Annotated in this window: 19 protein-coding genes; 10 read left to right on the top strand and 9 right to left on the bottom strand. The window is 61.4% G+C overall.

Going from position 1 to position 23,177, the window contains the following annotated elements:
- The first annotated feature begins 243 nt into the window (after positions 1-243).
- Genes BOP96_RS17860 through BOP96_RS17850 form a run of 3 tightly spaced genes read left to right on the top strand, consistent with a single transcriptional unit; the run spans position 244 to position 3,809 of the window.
- Positions 244-903 (top strand): paraquat-inducible protein A, encoded by a 660-nt coding sequence (locus BOP96_RS17860; protein WP_019817034.1) that lies wholly within the window; start codon positions 244-246, stop codon positions 901-903.
- Positions 890-1,513: a paraquat-inducible protein A gene (locus BOP96_RS17855; protein ID WP_019817033.1), complete on the top strand. Its 624-nt coding sequence runs from the start codon at positions 890-892 to the stop codon at positions 1,511-1,513. Before BOP96_RS17860 ends, BOP96_RS17855 begins: the two co-directional genes overlap by 14 nt.
- Positions 1,506-3,809, top strand: a complete 2,304-nt coding sequence (locus BOP96_RS17850) for a PqiB family protein (RefSeq protein WP_019817032.1) — start codon at positions 1,506-1,508, stop codon at positions 3,807-3,809. Before BOP96_RS17855 ends, BOP96_RS17850 begins: the two co-directional genes overlap by 8 nt.
- Positions 3,810-3,994: 185 nt before the next feature.
- Here BOP96_RS17850 and mksF read toward each other — a convergent pair whose 3' ends face one another.
- Genes mksF through mksB form a run of 3 tightly spaced genes read right to left on the bottom strand, consistent with a single transcriptional unit; the run spans position 3,995 to position 8,806 of the window.
- On the bottom strand, positions 3,995-6,835 hold the full coding sequence (gene mksF, locus BOP96_RS17845) for an Mks condensin complex protein MksF (RefSeq protein ID WP_073453501.1): 2,841 nt from the start codon (positions 6,833-6,835) through the stop codon (positions 3,995-3,997).
- A complete protein-coding gene (gene mksE / locus BOP96_RS17840) occupies positions 6,832-7,539 on the bottom strand; it encodes an Mks condensin complex protein MksE (protein WP_014716783.1) in 708 nt (235 codons plus the stop codon). Before mksE ends, mksF begins: the two co-directional genes overlap by 4 nt.
- Positions 7,529-8,806: an Mks condensin complex protein MksB gene (mksB, locus tag BOP96_RS17835; RefSeq protein WP_014716784.1), complete on the bottom strand. Its 1,278-nt coding sequence runs from the start codon at positions 8,804-8,806 to the stop codon at positions 7,529-7,531. Before mksB ends, mksE begins: the two co-directional genes overlap by 11 nt.
- 187 nt (positions 8,807-8,993) lie before the next feature.
- Here mksB and BOP96_RS17830 point away from each other — a divergent pair, with 187 nt between their 5' ends.
- On the top strand, positions 8,994-9,740 hold the full coding sequence (locus BOP96_RS17830) for a hypothetical protein (protein WP_014716785.1): 747 nt from the start codon (positions 8,994-8,996) through the stop codon (positions 9,738-9,740).
- Positions 9,733-10,185 (top strand): ribosomal protein S18-alanine N-acetyltransferase, encoded by a 453-nt coding sequence (rimI, locus tag BOP96_RS17825; protein ID WP_003188286.1) that lies wholly within the window; start codon positions 9,733-9,735, stop codon positions 10,183-10,185. Before BOP96_RS17830 ends, rimI begins: the two co-directional genes overlap by 8 nt.
- A gap of 119 nt (positions 10,186-10,304) precedes the next feature.
- Here rimI and BOP96_RS17820 read toward each other — a convergent pair whose 3' ends face one another.
- Positions 10,305-10,709, bottom strand: a complete 405-nt coding sequence (locus BOP96_RS17820) for a hypothetical protein (RefSeq protein WP_020301434.1) — start codon at positions 10,707-10,709, stop codon at positions 10,305-10,307.
- 138 nt (positions 10,710-10,847) lie between these two features.
- On the opposite strand from BOP96_RS17820, the gene can reads away from it, so the two are divergent.
- Positions 10,848-11,492, top strand: coding sequence for a carbonate dehydratase (gene can / locus BOP96_RS17815; RefSeq protein ID WP_003188288.1), 645 nt, complete (start codon positions 10,848-10,850; stop codon positions 11,490-11,492).
- Here can and BOP96_RS17810 read toward each other — a convergent pair.
- The 4 genes from BOP96_RS17810 to BOP96_RS17795 all read right to left on the bottom strand — a co-directional run bounded on the left by BOP96_RS17810 (position 11,489) and on the right by BOP96_RS17795 (position 16,737).
- Complete coding sequence (locus BOP96_RS17810; protein ID WP_014716787.1) at positions 11,489-12,004, bottom strand: hypothetical protein; 516 nt, start codon at positions 12,002-12,004, stop codon at positions 11,489-11,491. The genes can and BOP96_RS17810 overlap by 4 nt on opposite strands.
- A gap of 135 nt (positions 12,005-12,139) precedes the next feature.
- The gene (locus BOP96_RS17805) at positions 12,140-13,303 is read right to left on the bottom strand and encodes a hypothetical protein (RefSeq protein ID WP_073453499.1); all 1,164 of its coding nucleotides are present in this window, start codon (positions 13,301-13,303) and stop codon (positions 12,140-12,142) included.
- Positions 13,304-13,422: 119 nt separating this feature from the next.
- On the bottom strand, positions 13,423-15,123 hold the full coding sequence (gene acpA, locus BOP96_RS17800; RefSeq protein WP_073453497.1) for an acid phosphatase: 1,701 nt from the start codon (positions 15,121-15,123) through the stop codon (positions 13,423-13,425).
- 195 nt (positions 15,124-15,318) lie between these two features.
- Complete coding sequence (locus BOP96_RS17795) at positions 15,319-16,737, bottom strand: short-chain fatty acid transporter (RefSeq protein WP_073453495.1); 1,419 nt, start codon at positions 16,735-16,737, stop codon at positions 15,319-15,321.
- 186 nt (positions 16,738-16,923) lie between these two features.
- On the opposite strand from BOP96_RS17795, the gene BOP96_RS17790 reads away from it, so the two are divergent.
- Complete coding sequence (locus BOP96_RS17790) at positions 16,924-18,213, top strand: MFS transporter (protein WP_014716790.1); 1,290 nt, start codon at positions 16,924-16,926, stop codon at positions 18,211-18,213.
- 3 nt (positions 18,214-18,216) lie between these two features.
- On the opposite strand, the gene BOP96_RS17785 is transcribed toward BOP96_RS17790, so the two are convergent.
- Positions 18,217-19,587 carry a GntT/GntP/DsdX family permease gene (locus BOP96_RS17785; protein ID WP_073453493.1) on the bottom strand — a complete coding sequence of 457 codons (1,371 nt, stop codon included), beginning with the start codon at positions 19,585-19,587 and terminating at the stop codon, positions 18,217-18,219.
- 217 nt (positions 19,588-19,804) lie between these two features.
- Here BOP96_RS17785 and BOP96_RS17780 point away from each other — a divergent pair, with 217 nt between their 5' ends.
- From BOP96_RS17780 to BOP96_RS17770, 3 genes are all read left to right on the top strand, one after another.
- Positions 19,805-20,710 carry a cation diffusion facilitator family transporter gene (locus BOP96_RS17780; RefSeq protein ID WP_073453491.1) on the top strand — a complete coding sequence of 302 codons (906 nt, stop codon included), beginning with the start codon at positions 19,805-19,807 and terminating at the stop codon, positions 20,708-20,710.
- Between the two features lie 109 nt (positions 20,711-20,819).
- Positions 20,820-22,046: a TolC family protein gene (locus BOP96_RS17775; protein ID WP_073453489.1), complete on the top strand. Its 1,227-nt coding sequence runs from the start codon at positions 20,820-20,822 to the stop codon at positions 22,044-22,046.
- A 19-nt stretch (positions 22,047-22,065) separates the two neighbouring features.
- Positions 22,066-23,172 (top strand): efflux RND transporter periplasmic adaptor subunit, encoded by a 1,107-nt coding sequence (locus BOP96_RS17770; protein ID WP_073453487.1) that lies wholly within the window; start codon positions 22,066-22,068, stop codon positions 23,170-23,172.
- The last annotated feature ends 5 nt before the right edge of the window (positions 23,173-23,177 follow it).

Raw genomic sequence — 23,177 nt, 5'->3', positions numbered from 1 at the left:
TCGCCGATGGTAGTGTGGGGTTTCCCCATGTGAGAGTAGGTCATCGTCAAGATTAAATTCCGAAACCCCAATTGCGAAAGCAGTTGGGGTTTTGTTTTGCGCGCTCGAAAAGTGTCCGCCTTGTCCCTCGTACACATGTCAGCCCAAACTCCGACCTGACTGTCCCGACAAATTTGCACAGTTATTTCTGAGCGACACCACTAGAATAGCCACCTAACCATTTTTAGAGTCAGAGCCCTATCTATGCCCGATCCGGTTGATGCCCACGAGGTATCGGATTTACCGCTAGACGATCTGGTGGCATGCCATGAGTGCGACTTGCTGATGCGCAAACCAACGCTCGCCCTCGGCGAAAAAGCCCAATGCCCACGTTGTGGTTACGAGCTATACGCTCATCGGCACAATGTGGTCGAGCGCAGCCTCGCCTTGGTACTGGCAGCCCTGCTGCTGTACATCCCCGCGAACTTTTTGCCCATCATGCAGCTCAATCTACTCGGGCAGTCCTCGGAGGACACCGTGTGGAGCGGCGTGGTCGGCCTGTTCGATACCGGTATGCAAGGCGTTGCCGCCGTAGTGTTCCTGTGCAGCATGGGCATCCCCTTGCTTAAGCTCCTGTGCCAATTGGCAGTGCTGCTCAGCATTCGCTGGAACATCGGTCGCAACTACGGGCTGCTGCTATACCGCATCTACCACCACATGAAGGATTGGGGGATGTTGGAGGTCTACTTGATGGGTGTGCTGGTGGCGATCGTAAAGCTCGCCGATATGGCCTCCATCACCATTGGCCTGGGTCTGGTCTGCTTCGTCAGTTTATTAATAGTCCAAGTTCTGCTTGAGGTGGTGATGTCACCTCATCAGATCTGGCAAGCGCTGTCAGGAGAGGATGACCATGCGGGCGATTGATGCAGGCATTCTGATTTGTACCGAATGCCATGAGTTGAACAAGCAGGAAGCGGATACCGATGAGCAACTCTGCACCCGTTGCGGCGCGTTGATCCATGCCCGTCGCCCTAATAGCCTTACACGCACCTGGGCACTGTTGATCACCGCCGCAATCCTGTATATCCCCGCTAACCTGTTACCCATCATGACGGTCAGCTCCCTCGGGCAAGGCGACCCCAGCACCATCATGTCGGGTGTCATCCAATTGGTGCAGCACGGGATGTTTCCTATCGCTGCCGTGGTGTTCATCGCCAGTATCCTGGTACCGACCTTCAAGTTGGTCGGCATTGGCTTGCTGCTGTTCTCGGTGCAGCGTCACCAGCCACTGTCCGCGCAACAACGCATTGTGATGTATCGCTTTATCGAATTCATTGGGCGTTGGTCCATGCTGGATATTTTCGTGATCGCCATCCTGGTGGCGGTCGTTAACTTTGGGCGACTCGCCAGTGTCGAGGCCAACCTCGGCGCTGCGGCGTTCGCCAGTGTGGTGATCTTGACGATGCTTGCCGCAGTAACTTTCGATCCCCGACTGATTTGGGATAACACGGAGTCGGACGACGACCATGAGTGATTTGCCTAAAGCTAAAACCCGCCCAGCCTCTAACTGGTCGGCCATTTGGGTGTTGCCCCTGATTGCCCTGATCATCGGTGGCTGGCTGGGGTGGCGTGCCTATTCCCAGCAAGGTATCGAGATTCAAGTTCGCTTTGAGAGCGGTGAAGGCATTCAGATCAACAAGACCGAAGTGGTCTACAAAGGTATGACCGTGGGCAAGGTCAAAACCCTGGCCCTGGATGACGAGGGCAGCAATCGCGGGGTGATCGCCACCATCGAGATGAACAAGGACGTTGAGCAGTACCTGAAGACCAACACCCGCTTCTGGTTGGTCAAGCCCAGCGTCAGCCTTGCCGGCATCACCGGCTTGGAAACCCTGGTTTCAGGTAACTACATCGCCGCCAGCCCCGGTGACGGCGAGCCCACGCGCAAGTTCAAGGCGCTCTCCGAAGAACCGCCGTTATCCGACGCCAAGCCCGGCTTGCACCTGACCCTCAAGGCCGATCGCCTGGGCTCGCTGAACCGTGGCAGCCCGGTGTTCTACAAGCAGATTCAGGTCGGCCAGGTTAAAAGCTACCTGCTGTCTGAAGACCAGAGCACCGTCGAGATCAAGGTCTATATCGAGCCGACCTACGCCAACCTGGTGCGCAAACACACGCGTTTCTGGAATGCCAGCGGCATCAGTATCGACGCCAACCTTTCCGGCTTGAAAGTGCGCAGCGAATCCCTCTCCAGCATTGTCGCCGGAGGTATCGCCTTCGCCACTCCTGAAAACCGCAAAGACAGCCCGCCCACCGACCCGAGCCTGCCTTTCCGCCTATACGAAGATTTCGATGCCGCCGCAGCGGGGATCAAGGTCAAGGTCAAGCTCACTGACTTTGAAGGCCTGCAGGCCGGGCGTACGCCGGTCATGTACAAAGGCATCCAGGTCGGCAGCCTGAAAACCCTGAAGATCGATCCGGACCTGTCCAGCGCCAGCGCCGAGCTGACCCTCGATCCATTGGCTGAAGATTACCTGGTCGAAGACACGCAATTCTGGGTGGTCAAGCCGTCCATCTCCCTGGCAGGCATCACTGGCCTGGAGGCCTTGGTCAAGGGCAACTACATCGCGATTCGCCCAGGCGACAAAGGCACCCCGCCACAACGCGAATACGTAGCCCGCGCCAAGGCCCCGCCTTTGGACCTGCGTTCCCCGGGGCTGCACATGGTGCTGCTCACCGACAGCCTGGGCTCGTTGGATGTCGGCAGCCCGATTCTGTACAAACAGGTCAAAGTCGGTTCGGTGCAGAGCTACCAGTTTTCACGCAAGAAAAAACAGCTGGTGATCGGCGTTCATATCGAGAAGGAATACGAAAGCCTGGTCAACGGCTCGACGCGCTTCTGGAATGCCAGCGGCGTCACCCTTACGGGCGGCCTCACCGGCGGCATCCAGGTCAAAAGCGAGTCCCTGGCCAGCCTGATGGCGGGTGGTATCGCCTTCGAAACGCCGGAACCGAATGTGCCATTGAAACATCGCATCCCGCGCTTTCGCCTGTATGCCGACCGTGATGCTGCCAACCAGCACGGCACTCTGGTGACCATCAAAGTCGACCGCGCCGACGGCCTGAGCGCCGGCACACCGGTGCGCTTCAAGGGGTTGGATGTCGGCAAGATCGAAAGTGTCGACCTCAGTGCCGACATGCAGTCGGTGCTGCTCAAGGCGCGTATCACTCAGGTCGCGGACCGCATTGCGCGTACGGGCAGTCAGTTCTGGGTGGTCAAGCCGGAACTGGGCCTGATGAAGACGGCTAACCTGGAGACCCTGGTCACCGGCCAATACATCGAAGTGCAACCGGCCGCGAAAAATGCCGGCCCGCAAAAGAGTTTTGTCGCCCTGGCCCAGCCGCCCGAAGCGGTGCATCAGGAGGCTGGCCTGAGCCTCACACTCAGCGCTGCCCGCCGTGGTTCGCTGAAGGAAGGGGTACCGGTCACCTACCGTGAAGTGACGGTGGGTAAAGTCACCGGCTACGAGTTGGGCCAGACCGCTGACCGCGTGCTGGTGCACATCCTGATCGAACCCAAGTACGCGCCGCTGGTACGCAGTGGCAGCCGCTTCTGGAACACCAGCGGCTTTGGCCTCGACTTCGGCTTGTTCAAGGGCGCGACCGTGCGTACCGAGTCCCTGGAAACGCTGGTGGCCGGCGGGATCGCCTTTGCCACCCCGGATGGCGAGCGCATGGGTAACCCGGCACGGCCGCAGCAGACGTTCCCGTTGTTCGACAAGTTTGAGGATGAGTGGCTGACCTGGGCGCCTAAGATTCCACTCGGTAAATAAACCGAGGCGCGGCTATCGCGGGCAAGCCCGGCTCCCATAGTTGGAATGCATACTTGCTGAAAATGCATATCCCTGTGGGAGCCGGGCTTGCCCGCGATGAGGCCCACAAACACACCGCAAATCCCAAACCGAAAAAAAGGCCGCGATCCAAAGGATCGCGGCCTTTTTGCCTTCAGTACAACCCGTCAGACTTCATCCAGCTCCGGCTCGTCCGCCTGTACATTCATCGTCGCCTTCACCACATCATGGCGACGGATGTACTTCCAGTCCGCCTCATCGATGTAGATCCCGTTCGGCCCGCTGCCGCCTTCCAGGTCAATCGCCACCTGGGCGGACACCTGCGGCTTCACACTGGCCAGGATCGGTACAAAGCCCAATTGCAGGCTGGTTTCCAGCAAGGCGGCCTGGTTCTTCTCATCGATGTCTGCCGCTTCATCGAGGTAGTACGGCAACCGTACGCGACCGGCCTGGTCGCGGTCCATCAAGTGCAGCAACAGGTACATGTTGGTCAGCGCCTTGATGGTCATGGTGGTGCCGTTGGACGCAGCGCCGTCGATGTCGGTATGGATCACCGGCTGGCCGTTGACCTTGGTGATCTCGAACGCCAATTCGAACAAGTCCTTGAGGCCCAACTGGTTATGGTTGGCGGCTACCAGGCGAGCCAGGTATTCCTTGGCTTCTTCGTTCTTGTTGTCCTGTTCGGCGCTCTGGCTGAGGTCGAACACCGAGAGGGTCTCGCCTTCTTCATACTGACCGGCACTGTGGATGATCTGGTCGATATGCTTGAGGGCTTCCTTGTTCGGCGCCAGCACGATGCGAAAGCTCTGCAGGTTGGACACCTGGCGTTTGTTGATCTCGCGGTTGAACAACGCCAACTGGTGTTCAAGGCTGTCGTAGTCGCTGCGGATATTGCGCAGGGTACGGGCGATATCGGTGACCGCCGCACGACGTGCCTTACCAAGCGTCAACGCCTCATCGGTGCGGTGCGCATAAGCGTTGATCAGCAGCTGCAGGCGACGCTCCATGTCATCTTCGCTGTCGAACTTGGCCACGCCCTTGAGACGCACCTGGGCGTACAGCGCTTCGATCTGGCCATCGGCGCGCAGCAAGCCCTGCCAACTGTCCTGATAGTCATTGAGCAGCGGCAGCAGGTTGTCCATGGAGTCGTCGACCGGGTCCATGAATGGCGTGCCGAACGGCAGGCCCGCCGGCAAGAGCTGACGACGGCGCAACGCGTCATCCAGCGTGCGTTGCTTGGCTTCCATGTCACCGATCTGGCGGCCGACCAGTTGCAGCTTGGCCGACAGTTGCTGCACGCGCTCGGTGAACGCATCGCTGGAGCGCTTCAGCTCGTCCTGGGCGGCTTCCATCTGCGCCAGTTGTTCGAGCTTCTCGCCTTCCTCGGCACTCAGGGTCTGGGTGCGGCGGAAGTCTTCCAGGGCCTTCTGGGCGTCCAGCACCTGCTGGTACAGCGCTTCGGTCTGGGTCTTGCTTGCAGCGCGGTCGGACGCCACGGCCTGCTGGGTTTTCAGTTGCTTGAGTTCTTTTTCCAGACGTTCTTTCTGGTCACGCAACGCGGCGCGGTCCGCCAGGGCTTGCAGTGCCGGCGGCTCGATGTGCGAGATATCGATGGACAGCCCCGGCACTTCAAAACGCTCGCCCTTGAAGCCATCGAGGATCTGCTCCAGGGATTTGACCCACTGGCCGTCCTCGTCCAGCGTGATGCCATGTTCGCCCAGCGGCAGGCTGAACAACGAGCTGTTGAACAGGCGCATCAGGCGCTCGACATCCTGCTGCGAGAACTCTTCGCGCAGCTTGGCGTAGCTGTTGTTGTCCGCGTGATCGAGCTGCTGCTTGACCGACTTCAAGCGCTTTTCCAGGTCGCGCAGGCGCTCGTCCAGGTCCTCGGCGCTGAACTGCCGCGACTGCGCCAAGGCGCCCGCCAGTTCATCGTGGGCATCCTTGGCGGCGAGCAATTGCTGCTCCAGCATCTTGACGTCATCCACCAGGGCAAAGCGGTGCTTGAGCACCGACAACTCGCCCAACCAACGCTGGATGCCACTGATTTCCCGCTCCAGGCGCATCAGCTCCTGTGTGCCGCCGCGCTGGTCGTTTTGCAGCGCGTCCTGCTCGTTGCGGTAGTGTTCGGCCTGGATGGTCAGCTCTTCCTTGCGCGCACTGGCGTAGTCCGACCAAGTGCCCAGCAATGAATCCAGCAGTGGCGACAGGCGATGCAGTTTGCCGCGCAGGGCGTCGCGCTGTTTCACGCCATTGGCCAAGGCTTCAACCAAGGGGCCGGCTGCCACCAGCGAGTTGTAGTCCTGCTCCATGCGTCGCACATCGCGGAAGGCTTCTTCACAGGCTGCGATGTAATCGACACTGCCCGAACGCAGGCTGTGTTCGAAGGCATCAAGGAACAGTTGCTTGAGCTTGGCCGCGGTGATTTCGCGCATGTGTAGCAGGTTGATAAACAGCGCGCGGAACGTCTTCAGGCTCTGCTCGCTGGTGGAGCGCAGCGGAATCAGGGTCAGGTCCAGCGGGATCGACGTATGCCCGCCTACCAGCAAGCGCCGCAGCTCATCAGGCTTGAGTTCGTAGGCTTTGAGGCCCTCGCGCTCAAGGTTGGTGAACAGCTCTTTCTGGCGCAGGCAGGTGTCGTTTTTCTGGTAGTGGGCCAAGTCCAGCTTGCCGGCGTAGGCAAAGAACTGGTGACCAAAGCCGCCGCCCGGGCCGCGGCCGACCACGCCGATGACGTGGGGGCCGTGGGGCAGCGAGACTTCTACCAGGATGTAGCTGGTGTCGGTGGCAAAGTAGAAGCGCCGTGATTGTTCCAGGGTGTACTTGCCGAAGCTCATGTCCGACATACGTGCCAGGATCGGGAACTGCAAGGCGTTGATCGAGGCGGATTTACCCAGGTTGTTGGCGCCGTACACCGACAGCGGCTCTTCCAGCGGGAACAACCCCAGGCTGTAACCGGCGGTGTTCAATAGGGCGAAGCGGCGGATGCCGTAGCGTTCCTTACTCATGCGTCGGTCTCCTGTTCTTCGGCAATGGCACGGGCCAGGGCATCTTCTTCGCTTTCCTCAGTGAAGGCGCTCAAATCCAGCGGGTCATCGGTCTTCAGCAGTTTCTCATCGCTGTCTTCGTCGATAATCACCGGTGCTGGCAGTGGCAGTACGCTGTGCACGCTGGCGGCGAGGTCGCGGTCTTGCTGCACCGACAGGCATACATCCAGGAAGCGGTGCATCGGCGGCAGGAAGCGGTAGATACCGTTGTCTTCGCTGGCAAAACCCAGTTGGGTCATGCGGCGCATGATTTTTTCTTCGAGTTCTTCCTGGGTTTGCACCTCGGCCTGGATAAACAGGTCACGGTATTTCTCCAGCAACGAAGGCAATTCATCACGGCCCAGGCTGCCGCCGTCGAGCACGGCAACCGGGTCGCGGCCTTGGTCGGCCAGGTGTTCGACGATGATGAAAGTAAACAAGGCCAGGCGCTGGGCGGTTTTGTTCACCTGCGCGGCAGCCACGGCGGTGTCCGGGACGAAGTAGTAGAAACCGCGGGTATCGCATACCAGCTCAAAGCCCAGCGCCTTGAACAGCGTGCGGTACTGGTCCTGGAAGTTCGACAATTGCGCGTACAGCTCCGGGTCGCGGCGGCTGACGTGGTAACCCTTGAACAGCTCGCGAAAGATCGGCGCCAGTTGGGACAGTTCGGATAGATCAAGATGCATAAGGCGTGCTCGCAGAATTCTCGGTGGCATCGACGCCGGCCGGGAGCAGGGCGAAGGAGCGCAGGCTGACCTGGTGCTCGTGGGTGTGGTAATCGCGACGTTCCAGGCGCTCGCGCTTGAAGCGTTTTTCCCGGGACAGGCGCGAGAACCAGTACAGCAATTCATCGGTGGCGCCGTCCGGTTCCTGCTCCAGCAGCCAGGTCATCAGGTCCGGCATTGGCAACGCGTCTTCGCAGCGTTCAAGCATTTCCTTGACCGTACGCGGTGCGCGCGGGGCTTCGCCTTTGTGCGACTTGTGCGCCTTGGGGAAACGCGCCGGTTTCGGCTCGAAATTCGCCAAGGCGTACACATAGGCTTCGACCTGGCTGGCACTGCCCAAGAAGGTACTTTGCGGCCGCGTGAACATCGGCATCGCCGCTTGCGGCACCGCGTCCAGGCCTTTGCGGCGAATCGCCGACAGGGCCAGCGCCGCACCGCGAGTCACGGCGTTATGCCGGCGTGCTTCTTCACGCAGCGGCAGCAGCAACTCCCGTGCGTGGCGCAAGGTCAGCTGGGCGCTGGTTTGCATTTCGAGAATGCGTGCGTGGGTGCGCAGCAGCATGTCGTCGTCCACCAGGTGGCCAAGACGCTGTTGCTCGGTGAGCATGCGCAGCAGCACGTTTTCCACCTTACGCACGCCTTGCTCGAAGGCGCCGTCGGCGTTCACCAACTGGATCATCGGCTCGACGTATTCGTCCCAGGTCGCCAGTACTTCGGCGTAGCGCTGGCGCAACGGAATCTGGCGGTCGCTGGTCTTGGCGCGGTCAGCCACGGCGGCGAGGGCCTGTTCGTCGTTGGCAAGTTTTTTCAGCACGTCGCGCACGCGCATATCCAGCAGGCGCAGTTGCCGAGCCAGGTCATGGCCGTCGCGGATGTCGAAGGCGTCCTGGATATAACCGGCCAGGCGCTCCAGGTGGCGCAGGTAGGCTTCGATTTCCAGGCACAGGCCAAGCCGGTGCTCCTTGCGAAGATAGGCGAGGAAGTCGTGGATCTGCGCGTTGAGCTCGAAACGGTTCGGGCTCTTGGCGACAGGCACCAGGATATCCAGGCGAATCCACACGTCCAGCAGGCTGGTGATGTCCTGGGGCGTGCTGTCCAGTTGTTGGGCGGCCAATTGCGCGCGCAGCTCGCCCAGGCTCAGGGTGCCTTGGTCGAAGTGTTCGCACAGAGGCTCAAGTAAGGCCCAGTGTTCGGCGAGGGCGCGCAGGACGCGCTTGGGTTCGATCATGGGAATGGCCGGCTGGTTGGCGATTAAAAGTCGCGATTGTACTGCATCAGGCGCGGGATTTATCCACAGCCGGTCAGTGCGCAGTGGGCGATTGTGGCCGAACAGCGGTAGAATCCCCGCTCTTTACTTATCCACAAGTGGCCGAGCTGTGCTTATCGAGTCCCGACGTCGCGCTTACTTGACCGCCATGCAGGTGGTCAACTGGCTGCCCCGCACCGAACTGCCGTTTGCCGCACCATCGCGGCCCGAGTTGTTGCAGGCGCTTGAGCCCTACGAGGCGTTCGAGTCGTCGGGAGAAGAGGCGGCCGCGCCCGTGGCGGTGGTCAAACCCACCCCAGAGACGCGCCCGGCGGTCGAGCGGGCCAAGATCGAAGTGCCGCGCCCTGCGCCGGCGACCAAGGCTGCCAAGGTGGTGGAGGAGGCTGCGCCGGTGGCCAAGGCGCCAGTGGTGCCGCCGCCACGCTTTGCCCTGCAATTGCTGCGGGCCGGGCGTTGCCTGTTGCTGGTGGAACTGCCGACCGGCGAGCGTTTCCAGTCCCGCGACCCGGCCTACCTGTTGCTCAAGGACATGCTGCGCGCCGCCGGCCTGCCCGACAGCCCGCAAATCGTCGGTGAGCCGGTGCGCTGGCCGCTGCTGGTGCGCGGCACCATGGACCAGGGCCCGGAGGCCGCACGAGATTTCGTCCAGGGGTTTGTCTCGGCACGCCTGGAAGACGAGCCCTGCGTGTGCCTGTGGCTGATTGGCCTGCCCGCCGTGCGGTTTGCCGGTGAAGCCAACGCCGAGGCCTGGTACCGCGAGCTGCAGGTTGAAGGCCTGGGGTCGGTGTGGGCGCTGCCGGGCCTGGAATTATTAATGGAAGAGCCACAGCGTAAGGCTGATGTCTGGCAAGCCATGCGCCGGCTGATGGCGCGCTGGAAAACAACTGATGAGTGAGGCTTTATCCTTTCGCCCGATGACCGAGGCTGACCTCGACGCCGTGCTGAAAATCGAATACGCGGCGTTCAGCCACCCCTGGACCCGCGGGATTTTTCTCGACGGGCTGGGCAAGTACCAGATCTGGCTGATGTTCGAAGGCGAGCAGCAAGTGGGGCATGGGGTGGTGCAGATCATCCTCGATGAAGCGCACCTGCTGAACATTACCGTGAAACCGGAAAACCAGGGCCGTGGTTTGGGCCTGGCGCTGCTGGAGCATTTGATGTCGCGCGCCTATGCCGCCAATGCGCGAGAATGCTTCCTCGAAGTGCGGGACAGCAATACCGGCGCGTTTCGCCTGTATGAGCGTTATGGCTTCAACGAGATCGGCCGTCGCCGGGATTACTACCCCGCTGTGGGTGGCCGCGAAGATGCAGTCGTGATGGCCTGCACCCTGGTTGATTAAATACACAGCCCCCTATGTGCAGAGCCTCTGTAGGAGCCGGGCTTGCCCGCGATGACAGACACCCGGTTTTCAAGTAACACCGCAGTGATACCATCGCAGGCAAGCCAGCTCACATAGGGTCAACGCTTGCCGTTCAGTGGGTCCAGATCAGCCAGTTCCGCCTCATCCAGCCCACTCCCGCCGCCAATGTCATTTTCTCTCACGACGCTCAAGTCATAGTCGGCGGCATTGTCTTCGCCTTCCTCCTGCGCATCCCTGGCGCCATCCTCCCGGATCAACGTTTCCGGGCTCATATCGTCATCGGTGGATTCATGATCATCCGTCGAAGCGCCGGTCAGCCCGGCTTCGCGCACCCGTTCGTCGGGCATCAGATGGTCGCGCTCACGGCGCGGCAACTCGTCGCCGATTTCCGCAGTCTGGTCCTGCTCGTCAAAATCCAGCTCGCGCATCTCACCCATGCGGTCTTCGTTGTCATCGATCGGTTCCGGCTGTGTTGCGCCGTAGGGACGTCGTGATTCAGTCATGGCCAATCCTCATACTGTGGGGCTTATAGTGTGTGGACAGGCATGGCAGCCAAAAAATTCAAGCTAATTAGCGCCTGGCGTGACCCGGACGAGGGCTTGTCAGTCACAAACCTGCGCATCATTCCTGAGGCTTCCCTGATGAACGAACTACAAGACCTGCTTGATAACAACGAACGCTGGGCGGATGCGATCAAACAGGAAGATCCCGAATTCTTCGCCAAGCTCGCCCGCCAGCAGACCCCGGAATACCTGTGGATCGGCTGTTCCGATGCCCGTGTACCGGCCAACGAGATCGTCGGCATGTTGCCTGGTGACCTGTTCGTGCACCGCAACGTCGCCAACGTGGTGCTGCACACTGACCTCAACTGCCTGTCGGTGATCCAGTACGCGGTGGACGTGCTCAAGGTCAAACACATCCTCGTCACTGGCCACTACGGCTGTGGTGGCGTGCGTGCGTCGATGCAGGACCGTCAGTTCGGCTTGATCGATGGCTGGCTGCGCACCATTCGCGACCTTTACTACGAAAACCGCGATGTGCTGGCCCAGTTGCCGACCGAAGAAGAGCGCGTGGACCGCATGTGCGAACTCAACGTGATCCAGCAGGTGGCCAACGTCGGCCACACCAGCATTGTGCAAAATGCCTGGCACCGTGGGCAGAGCCTGTCGATCCATGGCTGCATCTATGGCATCAAGGACGGCCGTTGGAAGAGTTTGAACACCACCATCAGTGGCTTTGAGCAACTGCCGCCGCAATACCGCCTGCGTCCGTTGGGCGAAGCCTAGAGCCGTTTGTTTTCGTGCCACCAGGCCAGGCCTTGGGCGTTCAACGGCTCTTTGCTGCCGGTGATCCAACCCCGGCAGTTCAGCTCGCCGCAATGGCAAGCGAACTGCCGGTACAGCGCGTCTTCGGTTATGGCGTAATCCAGGGTCAGCAGGCTGCCTGCGGTAATGGTGTTCAGGGTCCATAGTTCCATGTACGTGGTGTCCAGAAGCACGTTCGGCTTGCAGGAGTGCCGTATCAGGCCGCAGAACCAGCTATCGTACAAGTGGATACGCGACGACAGTTGCAGCGTATGCGAGCGGCGCTCGCTGACTGCGTAGCCTGAAACCAGGGCGATGCGTACTCGACTGTCAAAGTCGATGCGCGCTTTGATTCCACCCCTCTTGCCATTAGGGTATCGCACGACCTTGAATTGTGCGGTCGAGGGGTAACCCTGTTCCACCTGCAGCGTTTCAAAGGGATAGAGGCCGTCATTCACAGCCGCTTTAGCCTTATCCATGGCTCGAGTTTTCATTACTCTCCTGAACGGGGCTGCATGGACCTGCGGACCTGGCGGCCAGTCTTGCAGCAAATGGGCGCGGCCCAAGATTCGCCGAAGTGGGATCCGATTTCTACTGTCAAAGTTGACAGTAGAAACGGTTTATTCACCTTAAAGCGCAGGGGCCGTGACGGTGGGGGCGGCATTTCTCAGCTGTTTCAACTGCGCCTTGATGGGCGCTGTGGCGCACTTGGCGTTGGCCTGCTCGGGTGTCAGGTGGCGCACCGAGGTGTAGAACAACTCACACGTCTGCTCCTTGCGAGTGACCTGCCACGTGTTCTGGCAGGCCTTGAGCAATACATTTGCATCGCTGGCGGGCTTCTGGCCCATGCCGGCTTGCCAGCAGGCGGCGCTCAAGTCCTGGCCCATCACTTTCAAGCCGGCGTCGTCGGCTTTTTGCTCGTCACCGTCATAGCTGTCGGGGCTGGCGGCATACCAAATGTAGCTGGGGTGGTTGGCGCCCAATACCGAGACGGTTTTGCCAGGCTCCGGGCTGATCTGCGCCAGGCTCAGCACGCCCACGGTTTGCCCGTATTGTTGCTGGATCCAGCTACGCACCGGCGCGCCGAAGGCCACCATCGGCAATGCGCCGCCAGGGCGCAGGCTCAGCTCCTTGACCATGCGGGTCTGGTAGTCGGTGAAATACCCGTAGACGGTTTCCAGGTCTTTGCCGGCATTGGACGGTGCAGCGATGGGCGCGATATCGATGATGGTCTGGTACGCCGGCGTTTCCGTGGCCGGTACGCCATTTTCGCTTAACAAGGTGGCCCAGCGGTCGGTGGTGGCCGATTCCAGGTAATCCTGAGCCTGGGTCAGCGAGTAATCCGGAGGGAAGTGCAACAGCTCAATGCTTTTGCGGTTTTCCAAGGCCATGCCTAACGGCAGGAACAGGTACCAGTTGTAGGCCCATTTGCCATCGCTGTTGAGCTGGCGCGCACCTTGGTAAGCCAGGTCGGCGGTATTGAGCAGCGTGGTCAGTGGCTGGCCGTAACCGTCTGGCACGCCGCTGAAGGTCGCCATGACCTGACCGTCGTGGGTCTTCACACTGACCTTGGCCCGGCTGTAACCATCACGTTGCAGGCTCTGGTTCAAATAGTGTTCGGCGGTCTGCTCCAGTGACCATGGCCGAAAGCAGATCACGTTGCAGTTATTGGGGTACGCGAACAACTGGGTGACGCGCTGCGTGCTGCCCAGTGGCACCTCGATGTCGGCCTGTACGACCGCACTCGCCAGTAGTGCGGCGAAGGTGAAGGACAGCCTGGTCGGTTTAAACATAGTCAACTCCTTGTCAGCGAAGCCCGTCTGCGCGGGATGGAAGCCCACCTGCACACAGTAGCGGCTGACCAGGAAAATCGCGTGTTAAATCGCCCGGCATGTCGTTATTGGATAAGCCCCTACAGGCTGAACTGCAGAGCATTGCTCAGATCGCCCATGGGCTTCTGGCCGCGCGCGATCATCGCGTCATCACGCTGCTTGAGGCCGTCCAGGGTCTCCAATTGGAACACCCGGGTGATCAAACGCAGGATCGATGCCGTGTCGTACACCGTATGGTCCACCGTGCCTTTGCGGGCAAACGGCGACACCACCAGCGCCGGCACCCGCGAGCCTGGGCCCCAGCGGTCACCCAGGGGCGGCGCCACGTGGTCCCACCAGCCGCCGTTTTCATCCACGGTCACCACCACCACCATGTTTTTCCACTGCGGGCTTTCTTGCAGCACCTTCAAGGCGCGGGCGATATGGCGGTCGCCCGAGGCCACGTCGGCATAACCGGCGTGCATGTTCAGGTTGCCCTGGGGTTTGTAGAAGCTCACGGCGGGCAGCTTGCCGGACTGGGCGTCGGCGAAGAACCGGTTGGTGCTCGACTCATCGCCCAAGCCACCGTCGCGCAAGCGCTTGGCACGTTCTGCGGGGTTTTGCGGCCCTTGCTGTTTGAAGTAATTGAACGGCTGGTGGTGGTACTGGAAATTCGGAATCTTGGGGATGCCGCCGGAGTCCTTGAACTGCTCCAGGGTGGCTTGCCACGCACCGGCGTACCAGGCCCAGTCGATGTTCTTCTTCGACAGCTTGTCGCCAATATGCTCGTGGGTTTGCGGCACCAGCACATTGGGCAGGTCGGGCTTGGAATAATCCGGGTTCTGCGGGTCGCGGATCCAGGTGGGCCAGTAGGGCGGGGCCAGGGTGTTTACCCCGTAACCATCGGGTGTCAGTGCGCTGGGGCCGAATTGCGGCGGGCCGGTCATGGCGCTGGCCGGTGACGTGTCCAAGGGTTTGAGGCGTGTGCCGCGAGGGTCATCGCTTTGCAGCGTGGCGATCTGCGCTTTGGCCACCGACTGCGCGGCATTGGGATAAAACGGCGCGGTGGCGCTGATCAGGTACTGGTGGTTAAGGAACGAACCACCAAACGCGCCCTGGAAGAAGTTATCGCACAGCACAAACTCCTTGGCCACGTCCCACAGGCGCAGGGCATAACGGCTCTGGGCGTAATGGCCCATCACCAGCCCACCGGAATCACCCCAGGCGACAAAACCATCATTCTTGCCGCCGTTGATCTGCATCTGGTTCTGGTAGAACACGTGCCACAGGTCGCGGGTCACCAGGCTCAATGGCAGGTCTTCGCCCTGCGGGCCTTTGAGGGCGAAGGGTGCGTTGGGCAGGTTTTGCTGAAATTGCACTTCACTGGGGTAAGTCACCCCGTCCACCGTTTGCGGGCCGACCTGCAACACACCGCCCCAGCTCGGTGGCAGGGCAGGCAATACGCTGCCATCGCGGTCGCGCTGCTGGAAGTCCTTGGCGGTTAACGCCGACAGCGGTTGCTCCACCCCGGGGAAATCTGCAAACAGGTTGTTGAAGCTGCGGTTCTCGGCGTAGATCACCACCACGGTCTTCACCTGCTCGCGCAATGCCTTATCCAACTCCTGAGGCGTGAGCGGCCGGGTCACGGGTGGGCTCGGTGCTTCGCTGGTATTGCCGCAGGCACTCAAAGTCGCACCCACGCCCAACACCGCCGCACCGCCGAGGAAGCGCCGGCGGCTGGTGTCTACCGTCGGTTGGATGGCGGAATCGGAGGAGGGAAGGTCTTCGTGCTCATCACTCATTGCGGGGGAGTCCTTGGCGAGATGTTGCAAGATATTTCGCAGGACGGTAGCAACGGAATGTGACGGAACAAAGACAGGTTTAAGAGCGCTACAAAACAAACTGTGGGAGCGGGCTTGCTCGCGAATGCGATGGATCAGTTAATGAATCCGCTGACTGACACTCCGCATTCTCGAGCAAGCCCGCACCGACCCCTTTTAAGGCATCACAGGCGGCAAATACTTCAGCGTCGTCCCCAACGCCCACAGCAAAAACAACACCAGCGGCGTATGCACCAGCAACTGCACAAACGAAAACCCGATCAAATCCCGCGCCTTCAGCCCCAGCACACCCAGCAACGGCAACATATAAAACGGGTTGATCAAGTTCGGCAGCGCCTCGGCGGCGTTGTAGATCTGCACCGCCCAGCCCAGGTGGTATTGCAGGTCATTGGCCACTTGCATCACGTACGGCGCTTCGATGATCCACTTGCCGCCGCCCGAGGGGATGAAGAAACCCAGCACCGCCGAATACACGCCCATCAGCAGGGCGTAGGTGTCGTGGGAGGCGATGGAGGTGAAGAACGTCGAGATATGGTGCGCCAGGGTCTGGCCGTCGCCGCCCTTGACCACGGTCATCAGTGCGGCGATCGAACCGTACAGCGGGAACTGGATCAGCACGCCGGTGGTGGTCGGCACCGCACGGGCCACGGCATCGAGGAAGCTGCGTGGGCGCCAGTGCAGCAGCGCGCCCACCATGATGAACAGGAAGTTATAGGTATTGAGCCCCGAGATGGCGCTGATCGCCGGCTTGGTCGAGAACTCATGGAACAGCCAGCCGGCCGCCAGCAACGCCAGCAGAATCGTCAGCAACGGGCTGTGTTCCAGCCATTCACCGGGGCGCGTCGGCGCCTGCGGCTTGGGCAGGTTGAAGGCCGGGTCAATGCCGCAGGCCTTGGCATCCCGGGCGCTGTTGGGGCCAGGCGCGGTGGCGTAGGCGATGATCAGCGACACTACGATCAGCGCCAGCAACAGCACGCCGGATTGCCACAAAAAAATGGTCTCGGTGAACGGGATCATCCCAGTGATCGACAGGATCGACGGCGGCAAGCTGGCCGGGTTGGCCTGCAACTGCGCGGCCGACGACGACAGCCCTAGCGCCCATACGGCCCCCAGGCCAAGGTACGCCGCCGCGCCAGCGGCGCGGTAGTCCATGCGCAAGTCCGTGCGTCGGGCCAATGCCCTTACCAACAAACCGCCGAACACCAGGGACAGGCCCCAGTTAAGCAATGAAGCCACCATGGAAATCAACGCCACCCAGGCCACGGCCGAACGGCCATTCTTGGGAATACGTGCCAGGCGGTCGATCAACTTCACTGCCGGCGGTGAACTGGCGACCACGTAACCGCCGATCACCACAAAGGCCATCTGCATGGTGAACGGGATCAGGCTCCAGAACCCATCGCCAAATGCCTTGGCCGCTTCGGCCGGTGCGGCGCCCATGCCCAGGGTCGCCACGGCGACGATGATCACGGCAAGGGCGGCAAACACCCAGGAGTCAGGAAACCAGCTCTCGGCGAAGTTGGAGCAACGCAGGGCAAATCGGGCATAGCGGCTGTCTTCGATAGCATCGGCCACGAGTCTTTCCTCTTGTAGTTATTATGGGGTTTGGCAGTTTTACGGCATGTTCCTCTACGGCCATTGATTTGGGAATGTAGTTATCTTCAACGATCAATGAGGAAAACAAATATATCCGCCGCGATTGCCATCGATGGGCTCAGCTCATAACCTGCACGCCATTTTGTTTGTCTGCCGAGCCTGCACATGACTGCCACCTTTTCCCCACGGGCGCAGCGTTTTTCCCGCTCCGACTACAAAACCCTGGGCCTGGCCGCCTTGGGTGGAGCCCTGGAAATCTACGACTTCATTATCTTCGTGTTCTTTGCGCTGACCCTCAGCCAACTGTTCTTCCCCCCAGAAATGCCCGAGTGGCTGCGCCTGCTGCAAAGCTTTGGCATCTTCGTCACCGGTTACCTCGCCCGTCCACTGGGCGGCATCCTGATGGCGCACTTTGCAGACCACCTGGGACGCAAGCGCGTCTTCAGCCTGAGCATTCTCATGATGGCCTTGCCCTGCCTGCTGATCGGCGTCATGCCGACCTATGCGCAAATCGGCTATTTCGCCCCGCTGATCCTGCTGGCGCTGCGCGTGCTGCAAGGCGCAGCGGTGGGCGGCGAAGTGCCCAGCGCCTGGACCTTCGTCGCCGAGCACGCGCCGCGTCACCATCGTGGCTATGCCTTGGGTTTTTTGCAGGCCGGCCTGACCTTCGGTTACCTGCTGGGGGCGCTGACCGCCACCTTGCTCGCGCAAGTCTTCAGCCCCGCCGAAATCCTCGACTACGCCTGGCGCTTCCCCTTCCTGCTCGGCGGCGTATTCGGCGTGATCGGCGTATGGCTGCGCCGCTGGCTCAGTGAAACCCCGGTATTCCTGGAGATGCAGGCGCGTCGCCAGGCCGCTGCCGAAATGCCCTTGCGCACCGTGCTGCGCGACCATCGCGCCGTGCTGCTGCCGGCGATGATCCTCACCTGCGTGCTGACGTCTGCCGTGGTGGTGCTGGTGGTCATCACCCCGACCATGATGCAGAAGACCTTCGGCATGAGCCCCAGCCACACCTTCGCTCTGAGTGCCCTGGGCATCGTCTTCCTGAATATCGGCTGCGTCCTCGCTGGCCTGCTGGTGGACCGCATCGGCGCGTGGCGCGCGGTATTGGTCTACAGCCTGTTGCTGCCGGTGGGCATTGCGCTGCTGTACGCTAGCCTGATCGCCGGCGGCGTGTGGCTCGGCGCGGCGTATGCCGTGGCGGGCCTGAGTTGCGGCGTGGTGGGCGCGGTGCCGTCGGTGATGGTCGGGCTGTTTCCGGCGCAGGTGCGGGTGTCGGGCATTTCCTTCACCTACAACATTGCCTACGCACTCTGGGCAAGTACTACACCGTTGTTGTTGATCGCGCTGATGCCAACCAGCCCGTGGATCTGCGTGGGGTATTGCGTAGTGATGGGGGCGGTTGGGGTAGCGAGTGTGGCGCTGTTTGGCAAGCGCCACACCTTGGCCGCCTGAGGGTCAGGTCAGGAAGTGCCAGAGCAACAAGGTACCCGCCAACCCAACCACCGAAACAATCGTCTGCAGCACCGACCACACCCAGATCGTCTGCTTCAACTGCAAGCCAAAGTACTCACGCACCATCCAGAATCCGGCGTCGTTGACGTGGCAGAAGAACACCGAGCCGGCGCCGATGGCCAGGGCGACCAATGAGCTTTGAGTCGCCGCCAACCCGGCCATCATCGGCGCGAGGATGCCGGCGGTCGTGGTGGTGGCCACGGTGGCCGAACCGGTGGCCTGGCGCAGGGCCACGGCAATCAGCCAGGCCAGCAGCAAGTAGGGCATGTGCGCGCCTTCGGCGACTTTGCTGATGGTCTGGCTGACGCCGGCGTCCAGCAGGGTTTGCTTGAGGCCGCCGCCGGCGCCGATGGTCAGCAGCAGTACGGCGATAGGCGCCAGGGCTTTGCGCAGGGTGTTGCCGACGTCGGCGCGTGGCATGCCCGCCGCCCAACCCAGGCAGACGACCGCGGCGATTACGGCCAGGCCGAGGGCGACCAGCGGTTCACCGAGGAATTTCAAGGTCAGGGCGAGGGTGCTTTCCGGCGCCAACGCGACTTTGGCCAAGGTGCTGCCGAGCATCAGGATCACCGGCAACAGAATGATCAGCAATGACACACCGAAGCTCGGCTGGCGCGGGGCCTTGGGCGGTGCGCTGAACAAGGCGCCGATATCCGCCGGTTCATCCATGTGCAGGCGCTTGGACAGCCAATTGCCATACAGCGGCCCTGCCAGGATCACGGCCGGCACCGCCAGGCAAAAGCCCAGCAACATGGTCAGGCCCAGGTCGGCGTGCAATGCGCCCACGGCGATTAGCGGCCCCGGATGCGGCGGCATCAAGGCATGCAGGGTGGTCATGCCCGCCAGCGCAGGGATGGCGATTTTCAGCAATGGCTGGTTTGAACGCTTGGCCATCACAAAGATGATCGGCACCATCATCACCAGGCCCACTTCGAAGAACAGCGGCAGGCCGATCACCATGGCAACCAACGCCATCACCCAGGGCAATGACTTGCCTTTGCCCAGCCCGAGCAACGTGGTGGCAATACGGTCGGCCGCGCCGGATTCGGCCATCAGCGCGCCGAGCATCGCACCCAGGGCAATGATGATCCCGGCTTCGCCGAGAATCGCCCCGGCGCCTTTACTGAACGCCTTTGCCACTTCTTCCGGCGGCAGGCCGGCGCCGACCCCGGCGATAAAGGTGCCGATCAAAATCGACAGGAAGGGCGGCAGTTTGGTCGCGCTGATCAGCACAATGATGCTGGCGATCGCCAACAGCACGCAGAGCATGAGGCGGGTGTCGTGAACCATCCACGCGGCAGTCGATAACTCCAAGACGGGACTCCTTATCGAGCAGGTTGGCTAATATGTTTCTTTTTGTTTCAGCCTGAAAAGCATACCTGATAGCGCTCCCCCAACGCGTGCATGAACGATTTTGGTGCGCCCGAAGCTAACGACGCTCTGGCGCTCAGATGACAATTTTGCAAACCATGCCAGTGGAACTGGCCTATAGCTCTATGATCCGCCCCATCCCAACCCACGAGGACATTTCATGAGCGCAGGACACAGCCACGCCCAAGTACGCGCCGGCCACGAACGCAAGTTATGGATCGCCCTGGGGCTGACCGGCAGTTTCATGCTGGCCGAAGTCATCGGCGCCTTTGTCACCGGCAGCCTGGCGCTGTTGTCCGATGCAGCGCACATGATGACCGACGCCCTGGCCCTGGCGATTTCCCTGGTGGCGATCCAGGTCGCCAAGCGCCCGGCAGACCGCAAGCGCACCTTCGGTTATGCGCGGTTCGAGATCCTGGCGGCCGCCTTCAATGCATTACTGCTGTTCGCCGTGGCGTTCTACATCTTGTACGAGGCTTACCAGCGGCTGCAGGTGCCCGCCGAAATCCAGTCCACCGGCATGCTGGTGATTGCGCTGCTGGGGCTGGTGGTCAACCTGATCTCCATGCGCCTGCTCAGCGCTGCCAGTGGCGAGAGCCTTAACGTCAAGGGCGCCTACCTGGAAGTCTGGAGCGACATGCTGGGCTCCGTCGGCGTGATCATTGCCGCGCTGGTGATCATGTTCACTGGCTGGGGTTGGGTTGACTCCGTGGTCGCGGCCGCCATTGGCTTTTGGGTATTGCCGCGCACCTGGACGTTGCTCAAGGCGAGCATGAACATCCTGCTGCAAGGTGTGCCGGAGGGTGTGAACATCGAGCAGGTGGAGCAGGCCATCCGCAGCGTGCCGGGGGTCAGGGACGTGCACGACCTGCATATCTGGGCCCTCACCAGTGGCAAGAACGTGCTGAGTACGCATCTGGTCGCGGATGCGTCCCAGGGCACTGAGCAACAGATCCTCAGCCGAGTGACGGAGTTACTGCACGAACAGTTCGATATTTCCCACGCCACGATCCAGGTCGAGGGCGAGGGTTTTCAACATGACGATCACGACGAAGTGCATGCCTGAGCCTGGCTAACGGATTTGTAATCTTTCGCCCACGGCCCTGATAAGTACCGAAAGCTACATTGCCCCCGCTGGGAAACCTCAGCGACTTCATGGGCGTGGAACTCTCGTTATGGCAATTTTTGTTAGAACACTGTTGGGGGCGGCGGCATTGGTAGTGTGGATATCCGCAAACGCCGCCCAGACACAACCCCTCACCCTCGATGCTGCCTTGCAAACCGCCTTCGCCAACAACCCGGACCTGGCGGCCGCACAATGGGAAATCGACATCGCCGAAGGCGGCCGCCAACAGGCCGGCTTGATCCCCAATCCGGTGGCCTCCTGGGACGCCGAAGACACCCGCCGCAACAGCCGCACCACCAGCATCAAACTCAGCCAGACCCTGGAACTGGGCGGCAAGCGCGGTGCGCGTATCGAAGTGGCCACCCGCGCCCAGGATGCCGCCGCGCTGACCCTGGAGCAGCGTCGCAACTTGTTGCGCGCCGAGGTCATCGACAGCTACTACGGCGCCCTGCGTGCCCAGGAACGCCTCGACCTGGCGCAACGCTCCATGACGCTTGCCGAACGCGGCCTGGTGGTCGCCAACGGGCGCGTCACTGCTGGCAAGTCGTCACCCGTGGAAGCCACTCGCGCCCAGGTGCAGGTGTCGCAAATCCGCCTGGAATTGAACCGCGCCCGGATTGGCCTCACTGACGCCTACCGTCGTCTGGCCACCAGCACCGGCAGCGCCGCCACCGACTTCCAGGTCGTCGCCACGCCAAGCACTTCCGTACCGGCGTTACCCGCCGCCGCGCCATTGTTGGCACGCCTTGAGCAGACCGCCGAATTGCGCCTGGCCGAACTCAACATTGTGCAGAACGAAGCCAGCGTGGGCCTGGAAAAAGCCCAGCGCATTCCGGACCTGGACGTGTCCATCGGCAGCCAATACGACGCCAGCGTGCGCGAACGGGTGAACCTGGTGGGCGTGTCGATGCCGATCCCGTTGTTCAACCGCAACCAGGGCAACATCCTCGCGGCCACTCGACGCGCCGACCAGGCCCGCGACCTGCGCAACGCCGCCGAACTGCGCCTGCGCACCGAAACCCGCCAGGCCCTGGACCTGTGGCAAACCGCGAACACCGAAGTGCGCGCGTTCAACCAGCAGATCCTGCCCGCCGCACAAAGTGCGGTAGACAGCGCCACCCGTGGCTTCGAGATGGGCAAGTTCAACTTCCTCGACGTGCTCGACGCCCAGCGCACCTTGATCGCGGCCCGCACCCAATACCTTGCGGCCACCGCCCAGGCCACCGAGGCCTGGGTACGCATCGAACGCATTTACGGCGACCTCGCCCGCTTTTGATTTTTCCTGGAGTCTCCTGATGAACAAAAAACATGGCATGGCGCTCGCCGTCGCCCTGGGCCTGATGCTTTCCGGCTTCGCCCACGCCGAGGAAGAAGAAGGCAAGCTCGAACTCACCGAGCAGCAGATTCAAGCCGCCGGCATCCAGTTGGCCCAGGCGCAACCGCGTGCCATCAGCACCGTGCTGACGCTGCCGGGCGAGGTGCGTTTTGATGAAGACCGTACCTCCCACATCGTGCCCCGTGCGGCGGGCGTGGTGGAGGCGGTGAAGGTCAACCTGGGCCAGTCGGTGAAGAAGGGCGAACTGTTGGCGGTGATCGCCAGCCAGCAGATTTCCGACCAGCGCAGCGAATTGGCCGCCAGCGAGCGGCGGGTCGAACTGGCGCGCACTACCTTCAAGCGCGAGCGTCAGTTGTGGCAGGACAAAATCTCTGCCGAACAGGATTACCTGCTGGCGCGGCAAACTCTGCAAGAAGCCGAAATCGCCCTGAACAATGCGCGGCAAAAAATGACTGCCCTCAGCGGCACTGCCGTATTGGCCGGCGGCAATCGTTATGAACTGCGTGCGCCCTTCGCCGGTGTGGTGGTGGAAAAACACCTGGGGGTGGGCGAGGTGGTCAGTGAAACCAGCAATGCCTTCACCCTCTCGGACCTGTCCCAGGTGTGGGTCACCTTCGGCGTATTTCCCAAAGACTTGAACAAGGTTCGCGTGGGCAAACCGGTGAAAGTCAGCTCGACGGAAATGGGCACCGAAGTGCTGGGTACCGTGGCCTATGTGGGCAACTTGCTCGGTGAGCAGACGCGCACCGCTACCGTGCGGGTGACGGTCCCCAACCCTGACGACGCCTGGCGCCCGGGCTTGTTCGTGGCCGTGCAAGTGGCCACCGATACCTACCAGGCCAAGGTCACCGTGCCGCAAACCGCTATCCAGACCGTCGAGGACAAACCCTCGGTGTTTGTGCGCACGGCGGACGGCTTTATCACCCGCCATCTTGAACTGGGCGTCAGTGAAAACGGTTACGTCGAAGTGCGTAAAGGCCTGGAGGCCGGCGCGCTGGTGGCGACGGCTGGCAGCTTCATCCTCAAGTCCGAACTGGGCAAAGGCTCGGCCGAACACGCCCATTGATCCTG

The sequence above is a fragment of the Pseudomonas sp. FSL W5-0203 genome, assembly GCF_001896155.1.
Classification (GTDB): domain Bacteria; phylum Pseudomonadota; class Gammaproteobacteria; order Pseudomonadales; family Pseudomonadaceae; genus Aquipseudomonas; species Aquipseudomonas paracarnis.
This window is presented reverse-complemented; position numbering and strand designations above follow the sequence as displayed.